The sequence below is a fragment of the sulfur-oxidizing endosymbiont of Gigantopelta aegis genome, assembly GCF_016097415.1.
Lineage (GTDB): Bacteria > Pseudomonadota > Gammaproteobacteria > GRL18 > GRL18 > GRL18.
On sequence record NZ_JAEHGE010000001.1, the window covers coordinates 3,309,499 to 3,328,644 of the forward strand.

The following is a 19,146-nucleotide window of genomic DNA, read 5'->3' on the forward strand; positions in this document are numbered from 1 at the left end:
ACTCCTGAGCTTATATTCACACTTTCAGCGTGGGCACAAAAAGCGTGCCCACCCTACGACTTTCACAATTCATCAAAAAGCCTTTTTTCTAAACCAGAATAGCGTTGCACTTTTCGACTTACCGCTATACGCCAGATATTTTGTTCAGCCCAAATACTGAGGCGTTTACTGGCTCGAGTGATGCCAGTATAGAGTAGTTCACGTGACAGAATTTGACTATCTATTTCAGGTAGAACCAAAGCAACATGAGTAAATTCTGAGCCCTGAGTTTTATGAATAGTCATCGCATAAACTGTTTCAACATGGGGTAATCGTGCCAGACTAATGCGACGCAGCGAATCATTTTCTGGAAAAAATGCCTGTAGTTTACTTTCTTGCATATCGTCTTGTTCATCGCCTTGCTGTTGCCAGATCAGTCCCGTATCACCATTGTAAAGTTTTACCCCATAATGATTTTCTGTGATCATGATAGGCCGACCCGGATAAAATTCTTTGCTACCCGTGATTAAGCCCTTAGCCTGAAGATAGTTTTCTACTATGTCATTGATGTTATCAACACCATGATGACCTGCTCGGGTTGCAGCCAGCAATCTAAATTGATTCAATTGGTTAAAAGCCTGAAGTATCGCTTGCTCATCATTGCCCTTTATTTCAAAAAGTGGCACATAGTATCGCTCTACCATTTGTTCCAGCCAGGTTTTAAATGAAGCTTCTTTTATTTGTTCAATTTGTTTTTCACCCTGCTTTAGTATTTGCCAACTATTTTCCACTGAACCCTTAATCACTTGACTGGCCAAACGGCCAATTTCTCCCACGCCATCAAAACGATGACTTTTTTGTAACACTGTCAGGTAATCCAGATTCAAATGATCAGCGGTTTGTACTGGTAAATCAAGTCCCGTTAAGTCCGCTAAGATGTCATGACTTTCTAAACTATAAGCCGGTGTTTGTCGCGGTGTTAAATCACTGAGCACACTGCCTGCCGCAACGGAGGGCAGTTGATCTGCATCACCCAGCATAATGATGCGACAATCGGCATCAATAGCTCTCATGAGACGAGTCATCAGGGCTAAGTCAATCATGGAAATCTCGTCAACCAGAACTACATCGTAGGGCAATTTTTTGTTTTCAGCAAAACGAAAATCATGTGAACCGGGAATCACACCTAATAGCCGATGTAAGGTACTGGCACTGTCTGGAATGCTATCTAAGGTTTCTATTGTGGCTAAATTATTTTCTAATAACACGGCCTTGGCCTTTTGAATGGACTCATTCAATCGTTGTGCGGCCTTACCCGTTGGTGCGACCATAGCAATGTGTAAGTTATTGCTTGCCAATGCTTGCAAGGCCGATAAAACTTTAGTGACCGTAAAGGTTTTTCCCGTACCGGGGCCTCCCGCAATAATAGTAAACTGGCGCATTAAAGCATTAGCCACGGCGATTTTTTGCCAGTCTAATTCATCGCTAGCCGTATCGGGAAACAGTTGTTGTAAAATTTGCTTAGCATTCTCTTTACCATGGCCCTTATCAACAACCGCTTTCTTGCTGATTAACGCCATTAAAATATTGGCCAATTCAACTTCAAACTGCCAATAACGGCGTAAATATAAGCGCCTATGTTCATAGACCAGGGTTTGCCCATCATCGGGCTTTATATTCAGTGCGGATAAATGTTGATGCCAGCTATCTCTGTCAGGAAATTGATAACCGGGTTTGTCTTCATCTTTATTCTGCCAAAAGCTTGCGTCGTTGCTTTTAGTATCAAGTTTGAGGCAGGTATGCCCTTCTCTTAAGGCAGAGGAACAAGCCATAATTGAATGCAATAAAATATCATCATCCAGCGCATCTAAAGCCTGAGTGATTTGTCTGGCAAGATAAAAATCAATCGCCTGTACCGCATCTAATTGAGACTGACAATGTTGTAAATGCTTATACATTTTCTGTCCCCTTATTATTTGTACGCTCATTTTTTATAACATTGTTTGGCTCATCTTTACCATCAAACAAATTATCCAGTTCCTTTAGTAGTTCGGCACTGATATCAGCACTGAAGATACCGGTATGAGTTTTTGGATCAGGCGTCATTCCTCTGAGATACAAATAGTGAATACCACCAAAATGTTGCTGTGGTTCATAGTCAGACAGACGCAGTTTTAAATAACGGTGTAGGGCTAAGCTATACAATAAATATTGCAGATCATAATAATTATCACGGATATTTTTTTCTAAATTATCAGTTTGATAGGCACTCAAGTCATTGCCCAAATGAGTGGACTTGTAATCAACGATATAATACTTTCCCTGCCAGTGATAAATTAAATCAATAAAACCATGCATCATACCTTGCAAGGCTTTATTGCCGGGTAATTGAATGGGATTTATTGTGAAAGCAGTCGTCATTTGTCGCTGCTGGCGATGATTGGCCAGTAAACGCCCTAATGCAAGTGGCTTGACTTGTTCCATGGGAAAATAAAATTCAGTTTCTCGTAAGGTATGACCCCAAGAGAGATCACTGAGTCTGGGTGAATTTTCATCTACGCCAAGCGGTGTTTCCAGGCAGGCATCTAACCAGTCCATGAGTTCATGTTGTTTATCCTCATCCAATACTTCATTAAAGCGAGCAATAGGACGCTCAAAACTGCGTTGCCAAAGAGGCTGAGAGAAGTCCGTATGTTCCAGTATATCGTGAAGTAGATTGCCCGCAGCAGCCCCCTTGGTTAAGGTAAAGCGTATAGTGTCCGACTTGTCTTTACTCGCTAATGGCTGGTCTATCTGTTCATCCTGATCTCTATCCGGTGTTGAAATACCACCATGACGTAGATTTCTTGTCAGCGCAGAAAATGAACTTAGCCACCAATTACGTTCAATGCGTGAAGTAAATGATGCGGGGCTTAAGGCCATTGAGTTTTGTGTGCTTGCTTGTTTAACGACAGTAAAATCCGTACCACTGACTGCAACATAATGACTATCTGGCTTGCCTTCTGAGCGGCTGAGCATTTGTAAGCTTGAGGCTAAATCACTCTCATCCGATAATTGTAAAATCTGTCCCAATGCGGACAAATGATAATCTTTAAAGACTGTGGCACACACATAACAACGATGCTCTGCTCGGGTGATTGCCACATACAATAAACGGATACTTTCGGCCCATTCTTCCTGACAATATTGTTCACTGATAACACTATTCTGTCCCATAAAATAACTCTGACGATTATTATGATTAGGGTCATGGTATTTGAATAACTCAATGTTTTTATTGCCAAATTTGATGGGATTTTTATAGCGTGTTGCAAAGGGAATAAATACCACCGGATACTCAAGTCCTTTGCAGCCATGTTGTGTAATTATTCGGATCAGATTGGCATCACTTTCCAGACGTAATTCGGCTTCTGCATTAGCCCCCTGGGTATCAATTTGTTCACGTAACCAATTGAGCAATTGCTCCGGCTGACGATGTCGTTGACTGGCCTGTTGTAATAATTCCAGCAATTGAATCGCATTGGTTAAAGAGCGTTCATGATGCTGTGGATGCGGTTTGAAACCCTCATGTAATATTTCCAACGCCATCGCCATAAAGCCTCGTTTCAACCAAATGATGCGTAAATTAAAGACGCGATCGCGTTGGGCTTCCCATTGTTGTTCATCTTCTTGTAAAGCAATTAGGGTGGCAATATCGCCTCCCAGCAAACGGGTGGATAAGGCTGCAATTAATAAGCGATCATTTTCTAAGGATAGAATCCCACTTAATACCCGTTCTAATTCAAGTGCTTCATCAGAAGAAAAAACATTATCATGGGTACTTAAATAAACAGAGGGATAACCGGACAAACGCAAGGCATCTTGCATAAAAGCGGCTTCTTTTTTGTCTCTAACCAGAATAGCAATATCCTGTTCTTGCAAAGTCTGTTCACCGATACAAGTATTACTGTTTAGCAATTGATCAATTTCTTTACTACACCAGTGGGCAATGACTTCGCAAAAATCCTGATTAACAAAATCTTTTTTACTATTACCCAGCTTATAATCTTCATTAAAGGGAAAGTGGATAAATTGTAAGGCAGCCTGTGACGCATCATCTAAAAACACATCGCTGCTCAAGGCTTTTTTGTCTGCCAACCCACCTGAATTAACCGGGCTGTATTGAATGCCAAACTTAAAGATATCTTTGGCGCTTGCATTTAAGGGCGCACCATAAAACAAGCGATTATAAGCATTAACCATCGCACTACTTGAGCGCCAATTGGTATTCATTTGCCATTGTTGATCGGCATCATTTCTCGCTGCCAGATAGGTAAACACATCACCACCACGAAAAGCATAAATTGCCTGTTTTGGATCACCAATCATATACAGCGCAGCATTTTCCTGTTGATGGTAAACAGCTTTGAGAATATGATATTGCTGAGGATCGGTGTCCTGAAACTCATCAACCAGCGCAACGGGATATTGCGTTCGTATTAACTCAGCCAAAACATTTTCGGGCTGGCTTTCAGTCGCTTCTAACGCATTTGTCTCCAAGGCATTTGTATCTAAAGCTATCGAGAGCTGATTAATCAGATCATCATAGTTCATTAACCGACTACGCTGTTTTTCAGTAATGATTTTTTCACGAATAATGACAATGCCCTGACGCGCAATCTGATAGGCTTTGGCTTTTTGAATTTGTGTCTCAATTTTTCCTGCATCGTCTTTTAATTGTTTGACAGCCTGAAAACAAGCCAATAATTGTTGTTTGATCTCCGGTGGTTTTTTTCCATAGCGAGCACCATGAAACACATTGCTTGCAGATTTTGGCATCAAAGGTGATGTGTCATCCGCATAATCACTATTGAGCCAGTCAATGAGACTCTGCCATTCTTCTGCACGTATATCCTCTTTTGCATGACCCTCTATTAATTGTTGAAAAATAAATGTTTGACTGTCTTTTAACGCTTCTAATGCTTGTTTTTTTCTTGCTTGAAAGTCTTGCTTAAGCGCTTCGGGATCATTACCTTGCACAGCAGTGCTATTGGACAGTAAGTTATAAAAAACTTGACGAAAATCTTCAGGGGATGGCCAGTTATTGCTTAATAATTCATAGTCGTCTGTTTTCGCTAAAATACGATACCAGTCTCTCACCGCTTCTAATTCAATTTCAGCCGTGTCTGCTTCCATTTGTATATTAAAATCCACCCCACTGCTAAAGGCATGTTGGGATAGTACCCGATTGCAAAAACTATGGATGGTAAAAATGGCCGCTTCATCTAAATTCAACAAGGCATTATTCAATGCTGGTGAAACATCAGCAATCGAAAATTTTGCCGTTAGTGCGCCATAAAAACTATCATGCTCAGGGAAATTGCCCCAGTTTTCTAATGCATCCCGCAGTTCTTTGGCAATGCGTCCACGTAGCTCTTCAGTCGCAGCACGGGTAAAGGTCATGACGAGAATATTTTTTACATCTAATTGTCGCTCTAATAACAAGCGTAAATAGATGCGAGTAATATTATAGGTTTTTCCCGTGCCAGCACTGGCTTCAATTAAATGACAGCCGGTTAAAGGTAGTATTTCTGGTTGTAGTAATTCACCCATGATCCGTTGTCTCCTGACGATTGGCATAGAGTGGTGCATACATTTCTTCTATGGCTGATTGCCAGTCCTGCTCCCAATTGGGCAGTTCCGCTTGATCACCCCAAAACCAATTAATGTAGGGGTCACTGCCCATTCCCTGAGTTTGAAATTGATCCTGCCAAAAAGCAGCAAAGGTAAAATTATTGAGCGGTGTATTGGTCGCCTTATTTTTGGCATTACGTTTAATGTAACAGTGCTTTCTACCCAGTTGTGCATCGAATAATAAAGCCTTGTTCATGCCTTGCTGCCAGCGTTTGATAAGAGTGCCTAACAATTCCTGAGCAGTGCTTGCATCAAGAGGGCTATAGCGCACAGTTAGGATGGCCATTTCATTATCTTTTAGCTCACCGCGAAACAGGCCATGAGTTTCTGTTTCACCCAATTCAATTTGCGCAATCAGATGATGGATCCAGAGGCGGATATCATCCTTAGGCTTGGGATTAGCTAAGCGCCAATAGAACAAGTGTTCACCTAATAAAGGTAAATCTGCCTGGAGTTGAATGTTATTGATTGTTATTGTCACTGTTTTAACTTCTAGCTGACGCTTTGTGCTGGATTGAATTTTATCCTGCACATGACGAGAGAATTTAAGCCCCTGCTGTTGCCATTGTTCTAATTCCTGCTCTGTATTGGGTGTGTCGGGCAGTTGGCCGTCTAAACGATGACTCTGCATAACGCCTTCTATTGCATCTGCATTTAAAGACGTTGCCAAAGCAGTGCTGATGATTTCTTCTTGTATGGTATAACGCACTAAATTATTACTGACAAAGGGTTCACTGTCTTCTGGTATAACGGACGCTTGCTCATCAAAAAATAAGCCTAAGCGTTGCTGAGCAAATTGCTTGCAAGGATTGTCAAAAAATCGCACCAATTGTTCGGCATTTATTTGCGTGTCAGCAGTTGAATAGTCGTTCACTTCTATAAGATTATTTCTGAGTTCGCCCGGCTCACTGAGCTTTAACCATTGTTTGCTAAAACTCTGCCATTGACCTTGATAATTAGCAGTATTAAAGGCTTGTAAGGGGACGTTTAATTGACGTTCTGAGCTTTCCCAGCCATAGCCCTTGGTTAGATAATTGCTCAGTTCATTAAGTACCAAGGAGGGTTCTCGTTGATTATTGGTTTTTATATCATGTCCCTGATAACTCAAATACAATTTATCACGGCAGGAAATGATGGCTTCAAGGAATAAGTATCTATCATCACCACGTCTGGAACGATCACCTTTTCTCGGTGGTTCTACGGCCATTAAATCAAAGCTCATTGCCTGTCGTTGTCGGGGAAATTCACCATCATTTAAACCGAGCACAGCAATAATTTTGAAGGGTACACTACGCATTGGCACCATCGAACAAAATGTCACCTGTCCGGCCATAAATTGTCTTCCAGGCTCTGCCTGACTAAAGTGACTCGATAAAAAGTCACGAATTATGCTCAGGGGAATTCGCTGTTTATAATGGGCATGATTGGTATATTCACCTAGATCATCAATGGCCTGCGTAATGATCTGCTGGGCATTATTATCATCGCTTATATTGCTGAATAAACTGTCTTTGATTTGCAATAAAAACTGTTGCCAGTCTTTTGCACTACGAGCCGTTTGCAATTCTCTAGCGCAATATTGCAGTTGTTCCAATAACTCAAAATAGCGACCTAATAATAGCGCTTCATCACCTTCTACATCAGGCAATAATAATTTATCCTGATAAATCAGCGCTTGATCAGCGTGCGCAAAACCGAGCAATAAGCGTTCAAGGCCGTACTTCCAAGTGAATTTATCATTAGAGTCTTTATTTTCAAGTACCTGTTGTTTATGACTTGCATCCAGTCCCCAATGAATAGCAGCACTTTTGAGCCACCGCTCTAATAAGTTTAAGTCCGCTTCAGTGAGAGAAAATTTATCTTGTAGTGCTGGCAAGCGCAAATAAGCCAGCAGTTGACTCACTTGAAAACGACTATCGGGCAAATCCAATAAGTCAGAAAAGGCTTGTACCAGAGGCTCTGAATCCTTGAGTGTTCTGTCGGCAATAGAACAAGGTAAGGGTGGCACTTGTTCACTCCAATCGTTCCAAGCATGCGCAAAAACAGCATCAACATAGGGCGCATAATTTTCAACATTGGGACACATGACAAGAATATCTTTTGGGGTCAACTCTTTATCGTTATTAATCTGATGCAATAACCAGTCATGCAATGCCTGAATTTCTCGCAAGGCACTATGCGCTGAGGCAATACAAATACTGTCATCGTTTTTAAACGACAATGCAGTTGATGCCGACATTTCGGTATTTCGAGCATCATTGAGATTTAAAATATCGGTCTGAATACTTTGCAACAAAGTCAGTTGCTCGCCAGTTTCCAGAGCAAGGTCTTCAGGTGATTCATAAATTGGAATTTCTAAACTGGTATGATCTTGTAATAGATACAAAAAATCTTTACCCTGAGAACCCAGATTGGCCAATATGGGATTGGTACTTATCGTGTCTTGCTCGTCTAAAGCCGGTGAACGCTCATGAGACAATTGTGCATAGTCACTGCTTTTGAGCCAACGGTAAAAATGTTCTTTTGCCTGCGCCTTATCTGTTTTTAAATCGCCCCAGTATTCGACACAAGGGTTAAGATGGAAAAAATGCACTTGAGTGTGCTCACCCAGTTCACTTAGAAATTCCAGCCAAATTTGTGGTAGGGTATTGATGCCAAAGAGGCTGATACGTTCCGGTAAATGACAGGCTTGACTCTTATTTTTAAGGCTTGTGATTGCTTGCCTTAGCAACTGCACCGGATGCTGTGGATCTTGAGCGATTAATAATTGCCATAGAAATGCTTGCCAGCCGCCCTGCCCCAAATCACCTTTTTGCCAGGCCATTAACCAGTCCGGGCGAAAAATTTGATATTGCTCAAAGAGATCGGCCAATTGACAAGCCAATTGGTAACGCTTGTCTTGACTAGCCTCCGACTGACCGCCATGAGTATTTTTATTAGGCGCATTATTTTTAGCCATCCAGTATTGGCTTGCTTCCTGACAGAGAGGATTATTCACCATCGCTTCACTGGCTAATAAATCGTGAATACGCCAGCTTAATACCTCACGGGTATAGCTTGATTGCTCAGGCACTTGATCTTTACCTAAAATAGCTCTGATTTGATTCCAGAAAAAGGCCATGGGCAGACTAAAACTCAGGTTCATACTGATGCCCCGGGTTTCAGCCAGTTTCAGGTTCAGCCAGTGCTGCATACCCTGGCTTTGTACCAGTATAATTTCTTCACTGAGAATGTTGTGATTGGAGCCAGTTTGCATGACTCTATCAAGCAGAAAGACCAGATTTTCAAGGCGGTTGGCAGGATAGATATTAATCAAGTTTACTTATTTCCTGTGCGATTTATTTTATGATGTTTACATTTAGCGGGATTGAATTGACTTAAAATATAGCATAGTTTGTAATAGGACTATACTCCTGATACTTGGAAATTCAGTAATTATTAGATAGGACATCATAATGCTCCAACCCGTTTCCATTCGCATTAATATTCTCAGTAATTTTTTGATTGTTATTGTGCTTATCTCGACAGCACTTTTAGCCTTGCAATACTATTTCAGTCAGCAATTAGCCCTTTCTGCAGCACATAATTATTTTATTCAAACTACCAAAGTGATTGCCCAACATATCCAATCCCGTGACAGACTCACAAAAAACATGCTCAATTACACCGAGTTGTATCCAAATTTGACCCTAGCGCCAGGTAAAGCAGAATAAACAGGCGATTAGAACCGATCCCTATCTTTTTTCTAATCTAAAACAACAAGGCATTACTTTTGCTAAAGTCATTCATCAATCAACTGCCGTTTTAGGCATTGATTTTACTCTAAGCCGACTGAATGAATTCTTACAACATGAAAAAATTGATCCCATTAGATGTACCGGAGTTTCTTTATGATTATGGTGAAATCTATAATTTCTGTGTCGAGAAAGGCGCATTAACAGAAGAGGAACGATTCAAAATCAGTGAGCATGTCATTATGAGCATCAAAATGCTGGAAAATCCTTAAGATTCGGTGCATAAGGCGGTCGCAGTAGGTTCAACTGATTTTTTTAGGTTGAAGCACTAACCGCCAGTGATCGTCCCTATAAAAAGGGCAAAACAATTTCTGAAGCGATTCAAATTATGAGTTTCATGAAGCAGGATCAGCATATTGACGGGGAGATATTTGAATTGTTTTTACGTTCGAAAACTTATTTACACTATGCAAAAAAACACCTCAAGGCTGAGCAAATCGATGAGGTCGATATTGAGTCATATATTCTTTAAAGCGGCATCTCTGGCTTTTTTTCTTTTAGGGCATGCCAGATACTTTTCACATCAACATGCCGGCCTTTATGGCAAATGAGGGTAATTAGAATCTGTTCTAGTGCGGCATAAAGAGAAAATATAATGGCAACTTTTAATGGCCAATCAAGCAGACCGGTAAATAGCAATACATAGGCTATCACACTAATTGCCACCGCAACTTTAACACTTAGGGTATGGTAGCTAGTCCAGGTCTTAAATTTTATAAGGCCTATAATAACAGGCAAAGTGAAGCAAGCAATCATGATGATGACATAAACCAATTCACGCATCACAATATCAGGCCAAAGTAGCCAAGCACTAATTGCCATCGTAATATAAACAAAAAAATCACCCCAACTATCTAACTGAGCACCCAGTTCAGAGACCAGATTCATTCGCCGAGCCAGATAACCATCTAACACATCCGTTAATTCAGTGAAGATCAATAACAAAATAAAACTGATAGGCAGTCCATTAATTGCCAGATACAACAGGATTGGAGCCATTAATATGCGAATGGAGCTAACGATATTGGGTAAATGTCGAGAGATTGAATTTAACATAACTTGAATTTAACGTAGATTGAAATCACTGACTGTATCAAACAGATTTATTATTATTATATTTTTTAGTATAACCTATTTTTCAAAATGATATACAATTTGCATTCTGGGCTTAAAAAATATTATAAAATTAATCAGCTTAATTCTTGACCAATTCACTCTGATAAACTAGATTTAAATGGCAGTTTCATATTTTTTTCTTAAATCTAGGAGAAATTCTCATGATGCAACACAGACTCAGTACCATTGATCCCATTTCCATGAATGAAGTTAACAACTTAGAAGGCAAGCCCTACCTCGTTGTCGGCACACACTACAATGATCTCACCATTTATTTTGAAAATAAAACCAACCGGCAAATGTATGAAGACATCCCTGTGGAATGCCCTGCTAATGACTTCAGCATGGATATAGGCAATAATATTGATGAAGGTATCGATGAAGGCTAATTAGCGCCCATCCGTTTATTCTAGAATTATTTGATAATTTTGACCGTAGGGTGGGCACGCTTTTTGTGCCCACGCTGAAAGTGTACATAATAAGCGCTTGAGTCAGCGTGGGCAGATAAAGCTATGCCCACCCTACGGTTCTTTATATAAAAAAACCTATTGACGGATGGACACTAATTAAGATGCCCAGCACACCAAAAGCTTCTGACAATGAAATTGAAATATTCTTGGCTGATAACCCTGGCTGGTCTTTAAATGCTGGCAAGCTCCAGCAAACGTATATTTTTAAAAATTTTGTCATGGCCTTTGGCTTTATGACTCAAGTAGCTCTCGTTGCAGAACGCTCTAATCATCACCCAGAATGGTCAAACATTTACAAAACAGTGACCATTGACTTAACGACTCATGAAGCTGGTGGAATAAGTCACAAAGACTTCGCTTTGGCAAAAGCCATGGATAGGATGAGTCACCAGTTAATAAATGAGTAGCTTTAAGCTTCAACCACTGGATAACAAGCCTCACCCCAAAAAGCATTATGATTATCCATCATAATTTCAATGATCATGGGAATTAACTTTTTCAGAAAATTAACTGCATCACGCATTTGTTCACGGTTAACCGCACTATTCCAAGTTGCACCACCATGTAATAGCTGATTTCTCAAGGTATAAAGCCGAGAAAAGACCACCGCCAGCACTTTACCCGTATTTTTATTCCCCAAGGCTTTATTCGCACAATGTTTAGCATCATGAAATTTTGTCTGCCATTCATTTTCAGTCAGTTTTTTATTTTGAAAATCCCAAAAAGGCTGAAAGACAAACTTATTGTCCAATAACACACGTATACTACCAGCAAACTCAGACCAAATTAGACCATCAATCTTTTGCTGTGAATCCATCTCACATAAACGATTCATAAAATTCTGAAACGTATCTTGTTCTGTAAAACGTCGATGATCATCAATCTCATTAGCATAAGCTGCATTATAAGCAATCCATAAAAAGATAAATTCTGCATCCAGATCATCCTCACACTGCTCTGCTCGATTAAGCCAACTCAAAGCACGATGAACACGTAAACCCAAATTACGCGGATAATGCTCACGTTCATCACGTTGTCTGTCTTTCAATATTTGATAAGATAAGGTCATTTGCTGATTCCATTGATAGTATTAGTTCACTATAAGCCAAAAATTCATTATCTGCTTGACTATATTCGCCAATTATTTATCTTTTCAGGACAAGTTTGGTTGTCGCCCAATAATATTAGATGTACTTTTATAAAAATCACACTAATCTGTCAATATCTCTCGGAAAAATCTTATAAATTACTTGATTACCCACAAAGCTCCGCCATATTTCGATAACTATACTATAATTATACTATAATTATACTATAATTATACTATAATTATACTATAATTAAAGTATAGATTATGTGTGGAGTAGAATGATGTCAAAAAATAAAATTCAGTTTCAAGAAGGTTATAGTTTATTTGAGCTTTTTAATGATTATGGCACTGACAAACAGTGCCGACAAGCCTTATTTAAATGGAAATTTCCTGATGGATTTGTTTGCCCAGAGTGTGGCAATAAGACTTATTGCACTCTAGAACATCGCCATCTTTATCAGTGCCACCATTGTCATCATCAGACATCAGCAACCTGTGGGACAATATTTGATAGTACCAAACTGCCTTTATCTAAGTGGTTTTTAGCGATTCATCTTATGACTCAATTGAAGACAGCGGTTTCAGCATTAGAATTAAAGAGACAGCTTAAGGTAAGCTACAATACAGCCTGGAGTATGAAACAAAAGATCATGCAGGTTATGAAAGAACGTGATGACAGTAAACCTTTATCAGGCATCATTCAAATTGATGATGCCTACTGGGGTGGTGAGCACAGAGGCGGCTCCAGAGGTCGTGGTTCAGAAAATAAAACACCGTTCGTTGCAGCCGTTTCTACTAATGAAGATGGACACCCGATTGCAATGAATTTAAATGTGCTTAAAGGGTTTAAATCCAGTGAAATAAAACGATGGGCACAAACTCATTTAACACCTGGAAGTACTGTTTACTCAGATGGGTTAAATTGTTTTCCTGCGGTTAAAGAAGCTGACTGTAAGCATGTTCCAATCGTCACGGGTGGTGGTGCGGCAAGTGTTGATAAAATTGAGTTTATCTGGGTTAACACTATGATAGGTAATATTAAAAACTCTATGAAGGGAAGCTATCATTCCATTAACTCAAAACATTTACCTCGGTATCTTGCTGAATTTTGTTATCGGTTTAATAGACGCTTTAACTTAAAAGACATGATGCCAAGGTTTTTATGCGTGGCGATGAAAACGCCACCTATGAATGGAAAGCTCCTAAAAATGGCGGAGCTTTATGGGTAATCAAGATAAATTATGTAGAATGAAAATTTGGTACAAAGTATTCAATTAGGAAATAAATTACCTGATACAATTTATTTGCACCGATCTCTTATTAAGATCTCCCATTTTCTCATAATGGATATTTAAATAATATTGTTAATAAATTGGAGATGAATTTGTCAAGGTTTTATGAAATTGAACCAACTACTGAAAACTATTGGCGTGCTATAGTTTTATTTGGACGTAACACAGCATCTTATAAATTTGCTCTGGCAAAATCACTGTACGATCTTTATGAAAACAGCAATACATTAATTTCCCTTGATGAATTAGCTATTCCCTTTGCAAGCCATCTCTGTGATCACTTAAAAAACATCCTAAACAAATTTCTGGTAATAAAAGTCAATTTTTAAATCAGCTTAAAAGTTATAATGAAGGCAATATTAGAAAGGAGAAATGTTAAATCAAACGGTAAAATTAGGATTTAATAATGTTATTGATGCATTTCATAACGTACATGGCGCTGAAGTTGGTATCCGTTTTTCATAGATGAACGTAAAATTAACGGGAGCATACGTTTAACAGATGATTTTTATAAATTAGGTGAGTTGTTTCAGTTTCATAACCTACAACAGGAAACTGAAGCTCGTTGGAATTTGGTTGAATCTGCCTGGGAAAACAATATCTCTCGAAACTTAATGCTCATTGAATATGAAGATAAAAATAAAATGCTAATTGGTGTAAACTCTATTCGACGCACAACCGTTACTTCAGCACGTTCAGCACTCAATGGCTATCAAAAGGACGTTGTTTTTATTGTTATAGGGAAATATCAACAATAGCAGGAACTCAAGATTTAGCCGACGTAGATCATTTTTCCCTCATAAATTAAAAATGTGTGATAACAATAAACCAATTGATGGTGTTGCGAATCTTGTCCTCTCATGCCAAGAATGCAATAGAGGTGTTAATGGGAAATTTGACAGGCTACCAACCACAGAATTATTAGAGCGTCTCTTTACTCGCAATGAATATCTCATCACATCTCATCACCCTTTAAGAGAAACTCTCATTTCACAAACAGGGATGAAGGTAACAAAACGGCAAGAATATCTACAAGAAGCTTACAATTGTGCCACAATGTATTTAGGATCAGCTGGAAAAGAAAAGTGGCATGCAAAACCACAAGGCATGAATGTTTTCTAAAGTTATTTTAATTGGATGGTTGCTGAAAAATAAGATTGCCATTTCAATTTCTGTTGCATGATTGATTGCTTTAATTAATTTAGGCAACAGATAATCCGTATCTCCTCGAGTTGTCAGCCTGAAATCACTGTTTAAACTTTGTTTACCCATAAAATAATATTAGCCTTTGATTAAAATGGCATTAAGCCATTTCTCATTAGTCCGTTCAGGACGGACATCATCGGTTATCCATATTTTTCCACTGATAAAAAACTACCCTGTATAAATTGTTTTAATCTTTTTTCATTGGCATTGGTGAAAGAACGGCCGTGACTTTCAAAATCAGTATTACCATATTTAAACGAACAATAAAAAATGCCACCCTTCTTTAAATACTGTGAAATATTTTTTATAACCAGTATCATTTCATCTGCGGGCACGTGAAGTAATGATGCACAGGCCCAGATTCCATCATAACTATCTCTGCTTTTAAAATCTTGAAAGCTGTTGACTTCTACTGACTGACCAATATATTCTGATGCAATCGTAGCTAATTCTTTACTGGCATCAAAGGCAGAGATAGCAAAACCATGTTCAATAAAATAGCGACTATCACGGCCTGATCCGCACCCCGCATCAAGTATGTGCATACCTTTTTTAGATATGATAAAAAATATTTTGTATAGATGACATATCGACATCGACACTTGTCAAAAAAATTCATCTGCATTTTTATTATAAAAATCAATCGTCATCATATATATTTTAAGTTATAGATCAAGTGTTCCTGAATTTATGGAGTGCTATTATGCATCGTGGAAAAGCTTATCAATTATATTATCTTTCATAATAGCACGGCTTCATTTAGTATCTTGGGAAAAAACTGAACTAAAAAATCAACATCACTTTCTTCATTCGAATCCCCCTTGTAACAGAGCCAAAACCCTGATATTTTTAGCATGATATTGTTCTAATATTTTATTAATTTGAAGGATTATAAAAAGTGACTATAAGCACTATAAACTAAATGCTTTATTAATACTTATCTTTACGTACCAATATTTTTTCATGATAACTTTAACCGTCGTTTTGATGGGAAGTGACTACATTTCGAACTGTAAGCTGATTTTGATACCCGAAAGGTTTAAAAGCTCGACTATATTCTAGTTAGTGTCCATCCGTAAATAGGTTTTTTATATAAAGAACCGTAGGGTGGGCACTCTTTTTGTGCCCACGCTGAAAGTGTACATAATAAGCGCTTGAGTCAGCGTGGGCAGATAAAGCCATGCCCACCCTACGGTCAAAATTATCAAATAATTTTAGAATAAACGGATGGACACTAGTTAGTCACTAGCTTCAAACGAACTGGGTTTATTTTTATCTCTAATTTCTTGCTGTTTGTTAGCTTCTTCAATAATTTGATGCGTTACACTATAGGATTTTTACAAAACTCTGCAAAGCTTTGTAATTGCTCTTTTCTGGCCAGACACCAGTTTTTTGTCCAGCTGACCAATTGTTCTTTGATAGTTTGACAACAGTTCGATATATTCTTTTCTGTTTTTTGGTCAATCATTATTGGTGGTAAACCAGCATGCAAAACGGGTAAGTTTGCGAGTAGTCTTGCAAGCCTTCCATTCCCATCCCAGAAAGGGTGTATATGTGCAATGCCAGAATGGATTGTTGCATAAACTTCTGATGCTGTTTTTGTTGTTAGTTTTCTGTTTTGTGCAAGGTTAATATATTGAATAACTTCACTCATTAAGCAATCAACAGAATCAGGATGTGCATATTCAATGTATACTCTTTTATTGTCATCATCTACAGCATAAGTGCCATTTTGCTCTACTTTCCAGGCTCCATTTGGCTTATATATGTCCGTTATCAATTCTGTTTGGATTGCTTTGTGTAGTAAAAAACATCCTCTTTATTGACCTGACGAGCAATCATTGTATACATTAAATCAATGGCTTTGATGTGTCAACACTTTTCCGGACAGTTTTCTAAATATTTTTTGGCTGTTTCAAGTGATTTTTGTCATTTTGTATTTCCTATCATTTTAGTTTCTCATGTTAACTTTAAACAGATGAAGAGAAAGGGCTTTGCCCTCTGGAACGATAGAGCCGTTCCATTCACCCAAGGTATTTTCACAACGGTAATGATCCTGTTACAATATCTTCACGGCACAGGCTGAGGAGCCGATGGCCGTCAACGGTAATGGGCGGCATTTATGTCGCCTTTACCCCTCTTCAATCAATCGATTTAAGCTATTTCCTGCTGTATTTCATAATCGACTGGTGACAAATAATCATTAGCCGAATGAAGTCGCTCCCGATTATAAAATACCTCAATATATTCAAATATTGCCTGCTTTGCTTCTACTCTGGTTTTGAATCGACAATGGTGCGTCAATTCAGTTTTCAAACTATGAAAGAAGCTCTCTGATACAGCATTGTCCCAGCAATTTCCTTTGCGGCTCATAGACTGAATTATGTTATGATCCGACAATATTTTTCTATGACTATCAGAGGCATATTGGCTACCTCGGTCAGTATGCCAAAGCAATCCATCCATTGGTTTACGCTTCCATATGGCCATCAGTAAAGCATCATTGACTAGCTTGGCTTTCATTCGCTCATCCATCGACCAGCCAACAATTTGCCTAGAGAATAAGTCAATGACAACCGCTAAATATAACCAGCCTTCCTTGGTGGCAATATAGGTAATATCACCCACATAGTAGCGATCAGGTTGAGAGACAGTAAACTCTCTTTCCAGTAAATTTGGAGATATACGCTTATTATGCTTGGAATTAGTCGTCGCTTTAAAGCGTCTCTTCGTTTTACAAAACAAACCGGCTTTTTCATTAATCGACCAATTCTCCGGCGGCTTATATGAACGCCTTTTTCAGCCAGTTTTCTTTTAAGACGACGGGTTCCATAAGTCTTGCGACTGTCTTCAAACAGTTTTTTAGCTGCTCAGTAAGCGCTTCATTTTCTTTCTCTCTATCCGTTTTAGGAGAGCTAACCCAATCATAATAGCAACTACGGAAACATCCATAAAACGGCACAGAATCGTTACCGGGTAATCTTTAGCCTGATCAGTTATCCATGCGTACTTCACAAAGTTTCCCTTGCAAAGTACGCTGTGGCCTTTTTAATAAATCACGCTCCTGAATCACTTTTGCCAATTCTTTTTTCAGACGTTTTACTTCATCATAAATGTGTTCATCACTTCTATTGGCTACCGTCTTCACCGGTTTGGAATATTTACTGATCCAGGTATGTAGAGTATTTACATTAACACCTAGCTCCCTGGCAGTCTGAGAAACGGGTTGATCCGTCTCATTAGCTAATTTGACAGCTGATTCTTTAAATTCTGATGTATAGCTTTTATTCGGTTTTTTTGTTTGATCATTCATTTTAGGTCACACTTTTTATCTTTTAGTTATTTTAAGTTGTGTGTCCGGTTAAGTATAGCCACATTACTTTAGCATGTCCGATGATTTCGTTATGCTCTTTAATTGGTTTTCCAGAGACAGTGAGCCCCTCATCCAGAATAAATTTTGTATCACCCAGAGAAAGCGTATTGCCTTCAATTGCAGTGGAACTATGTGTCCATTGATCACGTAACTGGTTTAAAACAGTTTGTTGTAAGTCTTTGTCTAATGATTCTAAAAACTGCATTTTGCTCATAATAAGACCCAAGATATTGTGCGCTATTGATGATGCGCTTCGTTCCTCAGCAGCATCCTACTGCTCTATAATCCATTTTGAAAATAGATAAGGATATTTGTATTTAATATTATCACGTCTCATATTCCTCAGCACTGATTTTTAGGTTAAAGAGTTTGAATTTAACAATGATATTTATTTTGTGGGTGGTACAACAATAGAAAAAAAAAGGACTGATGAGTAATCATCAGTCCTTTTTTGAATATGGTGCGCTCGACAGGAGTCGAACCTGTAACCGCTCGGTTCGTAGCCGAGTACTCTATCCAGTTGAGCTACGAGCGCATACTTTTTTGTTATTTAAAACCGACGTTTTAAATAAATTTAGCTCTTAAAAAGTGGGTGAATTATGAAGTTTTAAGATAGATTTGTCAACCCAATCTTTTATAAAACCTGCAATATTTTCGATTCTATTTTAAGTGCTTTAAAATGGCGAAGAGGGGGGGATTCGAACCCCCGATACGGCTACAAACCGTATACTCCCTTAGCAGGGGAGCGCCTTCAGCCACTCGGCCACCTCTCCAAAATTTGAACGCTAGGATACCTTTAGTTAGCGTTCAGGTAAAGTCTTTTTTTACTTTTTTACAAACTATTTTTAAATTTCAATCCTAAGCTTTTAAAATTCAACCTCAAGGAGCATTTTTAAAAATTACTTGTTGCCATCTGCTTCATCAGCAGATGATTTTTCATTCTGAATACGCTCGTAAATCTCTTCACGGTGAACAGAAACACTTTTAGGTGCATTGATACCAATACGGACCTGATTTCCCTTCACGCCCAATACAGTGATATGTACGTCATCACCAATAATCAATGTTTCACCAACACGGCGAGTTAAAATTAGCACTATGGTTCTCCTTTACACTTAGCCAAGATTATTATTCGTAAACCAGCAATATTCAG

14 protein-coding genes, 2 tRNA genes and 2 pseudogenes are annotated in these 19,146 nt (G+C 38.7%); 6 read left to right on the plus strand and 12 right to left on the minus strand.

From position 1 onward, the window contains the following. Positions 1–62 precede the first annotated feature (62 nt). Genes recD through recC form a run of 3 tightly spaced genes read right to left on the minus strand, consistent with a single transcriptional unit; the run spans position 63 to position 8,968 of the window. Positions 63–1,937 carry an exodeoxyribonuclease V subunit alpha gene (gene recD, locus JEU79_RS16935; protein WP_198265050.1) on the minus strand — a complete coding sequence of 625 codons (1,875 nt, stop codon included), beginning with the start codon at positions 1,935–1,937 and terminating at the stop codon, positions 63–65. Continuing rightward, positions 1,930–5,571 (minus strand): exodeoxyribonuclease V subunit beta, encoded by a 3,642-nt coding sequence (gene recB / locus JEU79_RS16940; RefSeq protein ID WP_198265051.1) that lies wholly within the window; start codon positions 5,569–5,571, stop codon positions 1,930–1,932. Before recB ends, recD begins: the two co-directional genes overlap by 8 nt. Next, a complete protein-coding gene (gene recC, locus JEU79_RS16945) occupies positions 5,564–8,968 on the minus strand; it encodes an exodeoxyribonuclease V subunit gamma (protein ID WP_198265052.1) in 3,405 nt (1,134 codons plus the stop codon). The genes recB and recC overlap by 8 nt, the downstream gene beginning before the upstream one ends. A gap of 139 nt (positions 8,969–9,107) precedes the next feature. Here recC and JEU79_RS16950 point away from each other — a divergent pair, with 139 nt between their 5' ends. Together JEU79_RS16950 and JEU79_RS16955 are read left to right on the plus strand one after the other, a co-directional pair. Beyond that, positions 9,108–9,365 carry a hypothetical protein gene (locus JEU79_RS16950; protein WP_198265053.1) on the plus strand — a complete coding sequence of 86 codons (258 nt, stop codon included), beginning with the start codon at positions 9,108–9,110 and terminating at the stop codon, positions 9,363–9,365. Between the two features lie 122 nt (positions 9,366–9,487). Continuing rightward, positions 9,488–9,658 (plus strand): HD domain-containing phosphohydrolase, encoded by a 171-nt coding sequence (locus JEU79_RS16955; RefSeq protein WP_198265054.1) that lies wholly within the window; start codon positions 9,488–9,490, stop codon positions 9,656–9,658. Positions 9,659–9,914: 256 nt separating this feature from the next. Here the strand turns inward: JEU79_RS16955 and JEU79_RS16960 are convergent, their stop codons facing one another. Continuing rightward, positions 9,915–10,502, minus strand: coding sequence for a CDP-alcohol phosphatidyltransferase family protein (locus JEU79_RS16960; protein WP_198265055.1), 588 nt, complete (start codon positions 10,500–10,502; stop codon positions 9,915–9,917). A gap of 221 nt (positions 10,503–10,723) precedes the next feature. Here JEU79_RS16960 and JEU79_RS16965 point away from each other — a divergent pair, with 221 nt between their 5' ends. Both JEU79_RS16965 and JEU79_RS16970 read left to right on the plus strand, forming a co-directional pair. Then, positions 10,724–10,951: a hypothetical protein gene (locus tag JEU79_RS16965; protein WP_198265056.1), complete on the plus strand. Its 228-nt coding sequence runs from the start codon at positions 10,724–10,726 to the stop codon at positions 10,949–10,951. Between the two features lie 182 nt (positions 10,952–11,133). Next, positions 11,134–11,439 (plus strand): 4a-hydroxytetrahydrobiopterin dehydratase, encoded by a 306-nt coding sequence (locus JEU79_RS16970; protein ID WP_198265057.1) that lies wholly within the window; start codon positions 11,134–11,136, stop codon positions 11,437–11,439. A gap of 2 nt (positions 11,440–11,441) precedes the next feature. Here the strand turns inward: JEU79_RS16970 and JEU79_RS16975 are convergent, their stop codons facing one another. Further along, positions 11,442–12,101 (minus strand): HEPN domain-containing protein, encoded by a 660-nt coding sequence (locus tag JEU79_RS16975; protein ID WP_198265058.1) that lies wholly within the window; start codon positions 12,099–12,101, stop codon positions 11,442–11,444. Positions 12,102–12,403: 302 nt separating this feature from the next. Here JEU79_RS16975 and JEU79_RS16980 point away from each other — a divergent pair, with 302 nt between their 5' ends. Both JEU79_RS16980 and JEU79_RS28765 read left to right on the plus strand, forming a co-directional pair. After that, positions 12,404–13,351, plus strand: coding sequence for an IS1595 family transposase (locus JEU79_RS16980; protein WP_198262526.1), 948 nt, complete (start codon positions 12,404–12,406; stop codon positions 13,349–13,351). A gap of 149 nt (positions 13,352–13,500) precedes the next feature. After that, positions 13,501–14,536: pseudogene (locus tag JEU79_RS28765) on the plus strand (HNH endonuclease family protein). Positions 14,537–14,760: 224 nt separating this feature from the next. Here JEU79_RS28765 and JEU79_RS16990 read toward each other — a convergent pair. From JEU79_RS16990 to csrA, 7 genes and pseudogenes are all read right to left on the minus strand, one after another. After that, entirely contained in the window at positions 14,761–15,165 is a 405-nt protein-coding gene (locus tag JEU79_RS16990) for a class I SAM-dependent methyltransferase (protein WP_246540359.1), read from the minus strand. 776 nt (positions 15,166–15,941) lie between these two features. After that, positions 15,942–16,412 carry a Fic family protein gene (locus JEU79_RS16995; RefSeq protein WP_281401076.1) on the minus strand — a complete coding sequence of 157 codons (471 nt, stop codon included), beginning with the start codon at positions 16,410–16,412 and terminating at the stop codon, positions 15,942–15,944. A 362-nt stretch (positions 16,413–16,774) separates the two neighbouring features. Continuing rightward, positions 16,775–17,933, minus strand: a pseudogene (locus JEU79_RS17000) (IS3 family transposase). A 31-nt stretch (positions 17,934–17,964) separates the two neighbouring features. Continuing rightward, the gene (locus JEU79_RS17005; protein WP_198265060.1) at positions 17,965–18,207 is read right to left on the minus strand and encodes a hypothetical protein; all 243 of its coding nucleotides are present in this window, start codon (positions 18,205–18,207) and stop codon (positions 17,965–17,967) included. Between the two features lie 244 nt (positions 18,208–18,451). After that, positions 18,452–18,528, minus strand: a tRNA-Arg gene (locus tag JEU79_RS17010). A 145-nt stretch (positions 18,529–18,673) separates the two neighbouring features. After that, positions 18,674–18,766: transfer RNA gene (locus JEU79_RS17015), tRNA-Ser, on the minus strand. Between the two features lie 126 nt (positions 18,767–18,892). After that, positions 18,893–19,090: a carbon storage regulator CsrA gene (gene csrA, locus JEU79_RS17020; protein WP_198265061.1), complete on the minus strand. Its 198-nt coding sequence runs from the start codon at positions 19,088–19,090 to the stop codon at positions 18,893–18,895. Between the last annotated feature and the right edge of the window lie 56 nt (positions 19,091–19,146).

Bases quoted from the DNA above. Each gene is read 5' to 3' on its own strand.
- JEU79_RS16975 (WP_198265058.1), bottom strand. From the start codon at position 12,101: ATGACCTTATCTTATCAAATATTGAAAGACAGACAACGTGATGAACGT.
- JEU79_RS16970 (WP_198265057.1), top strand. From the start codon at position 11,134: ATGCCCAGCACACCAAAAGCTTCTGACAATGAAATTGAAATATTCTTG.
- JEU79_RS16980 (WP_198262526.1), top strand. From the start codon at position 12,404: ATGTCAAAAAATAAAATTCAGTTTCAAGAAGGTTATAGTTTATTTGAG.
- JEU79_RS16990 (WP_246540359.1), bottom strand. From the start codon at position 15,165: ATGCACATACTTGATGCGGGGTGCGGATCAGGCCGTGATAGTCGCTAT.
- recD (WP_198265050.1), bottom strand. From the start codon at position 1,937: ATGTATAAGCATTTACAACATTGTCAGTCTCAATTAGATGCGGTACAG.
- recB (WP_198265051.1), bottom strand. From the start codon at position 5,571: ATGGGTGAATTACTACAACCAGAAATACTACCTTTAACCGGCTGTCAT.
- JEU79_RS17005 (WP_198265060.1), bottom strand. From the start codon at position 18,207: ATGAGCAAAATGCAGTTTTTAGAATCATTAGACAAAGACTTACAACAA.
- JEU79_RS16950 (WP_198265053.1), top strand. From the start codon at position 9,108: ATGCTCCAACCCGTTTCCATTCGCATTAATATTCTCAGTAATTTTTTG.
- JEU79_RS16960 (WP_198265055.1), bottom strand. From the start codon at position 10,502: ATGTTAAATTCAATCTCTCGACATTTACCCAATATCGTTAGCTCCATT.
- JEU79_RS16965 (WP_198265056.1), top strand. From the start codon at position 10,724: ATGATGCAACACAGACTCAGTACCATTGATCCCATTTCCATGAATGAA.
- JEU79_RS16955 (WP_198265054.1), top strand. From the start codon at position 9,488: ATGAATTCTTACAACATGAAAAAATTGATCCCATTAGATGTACCGGAG.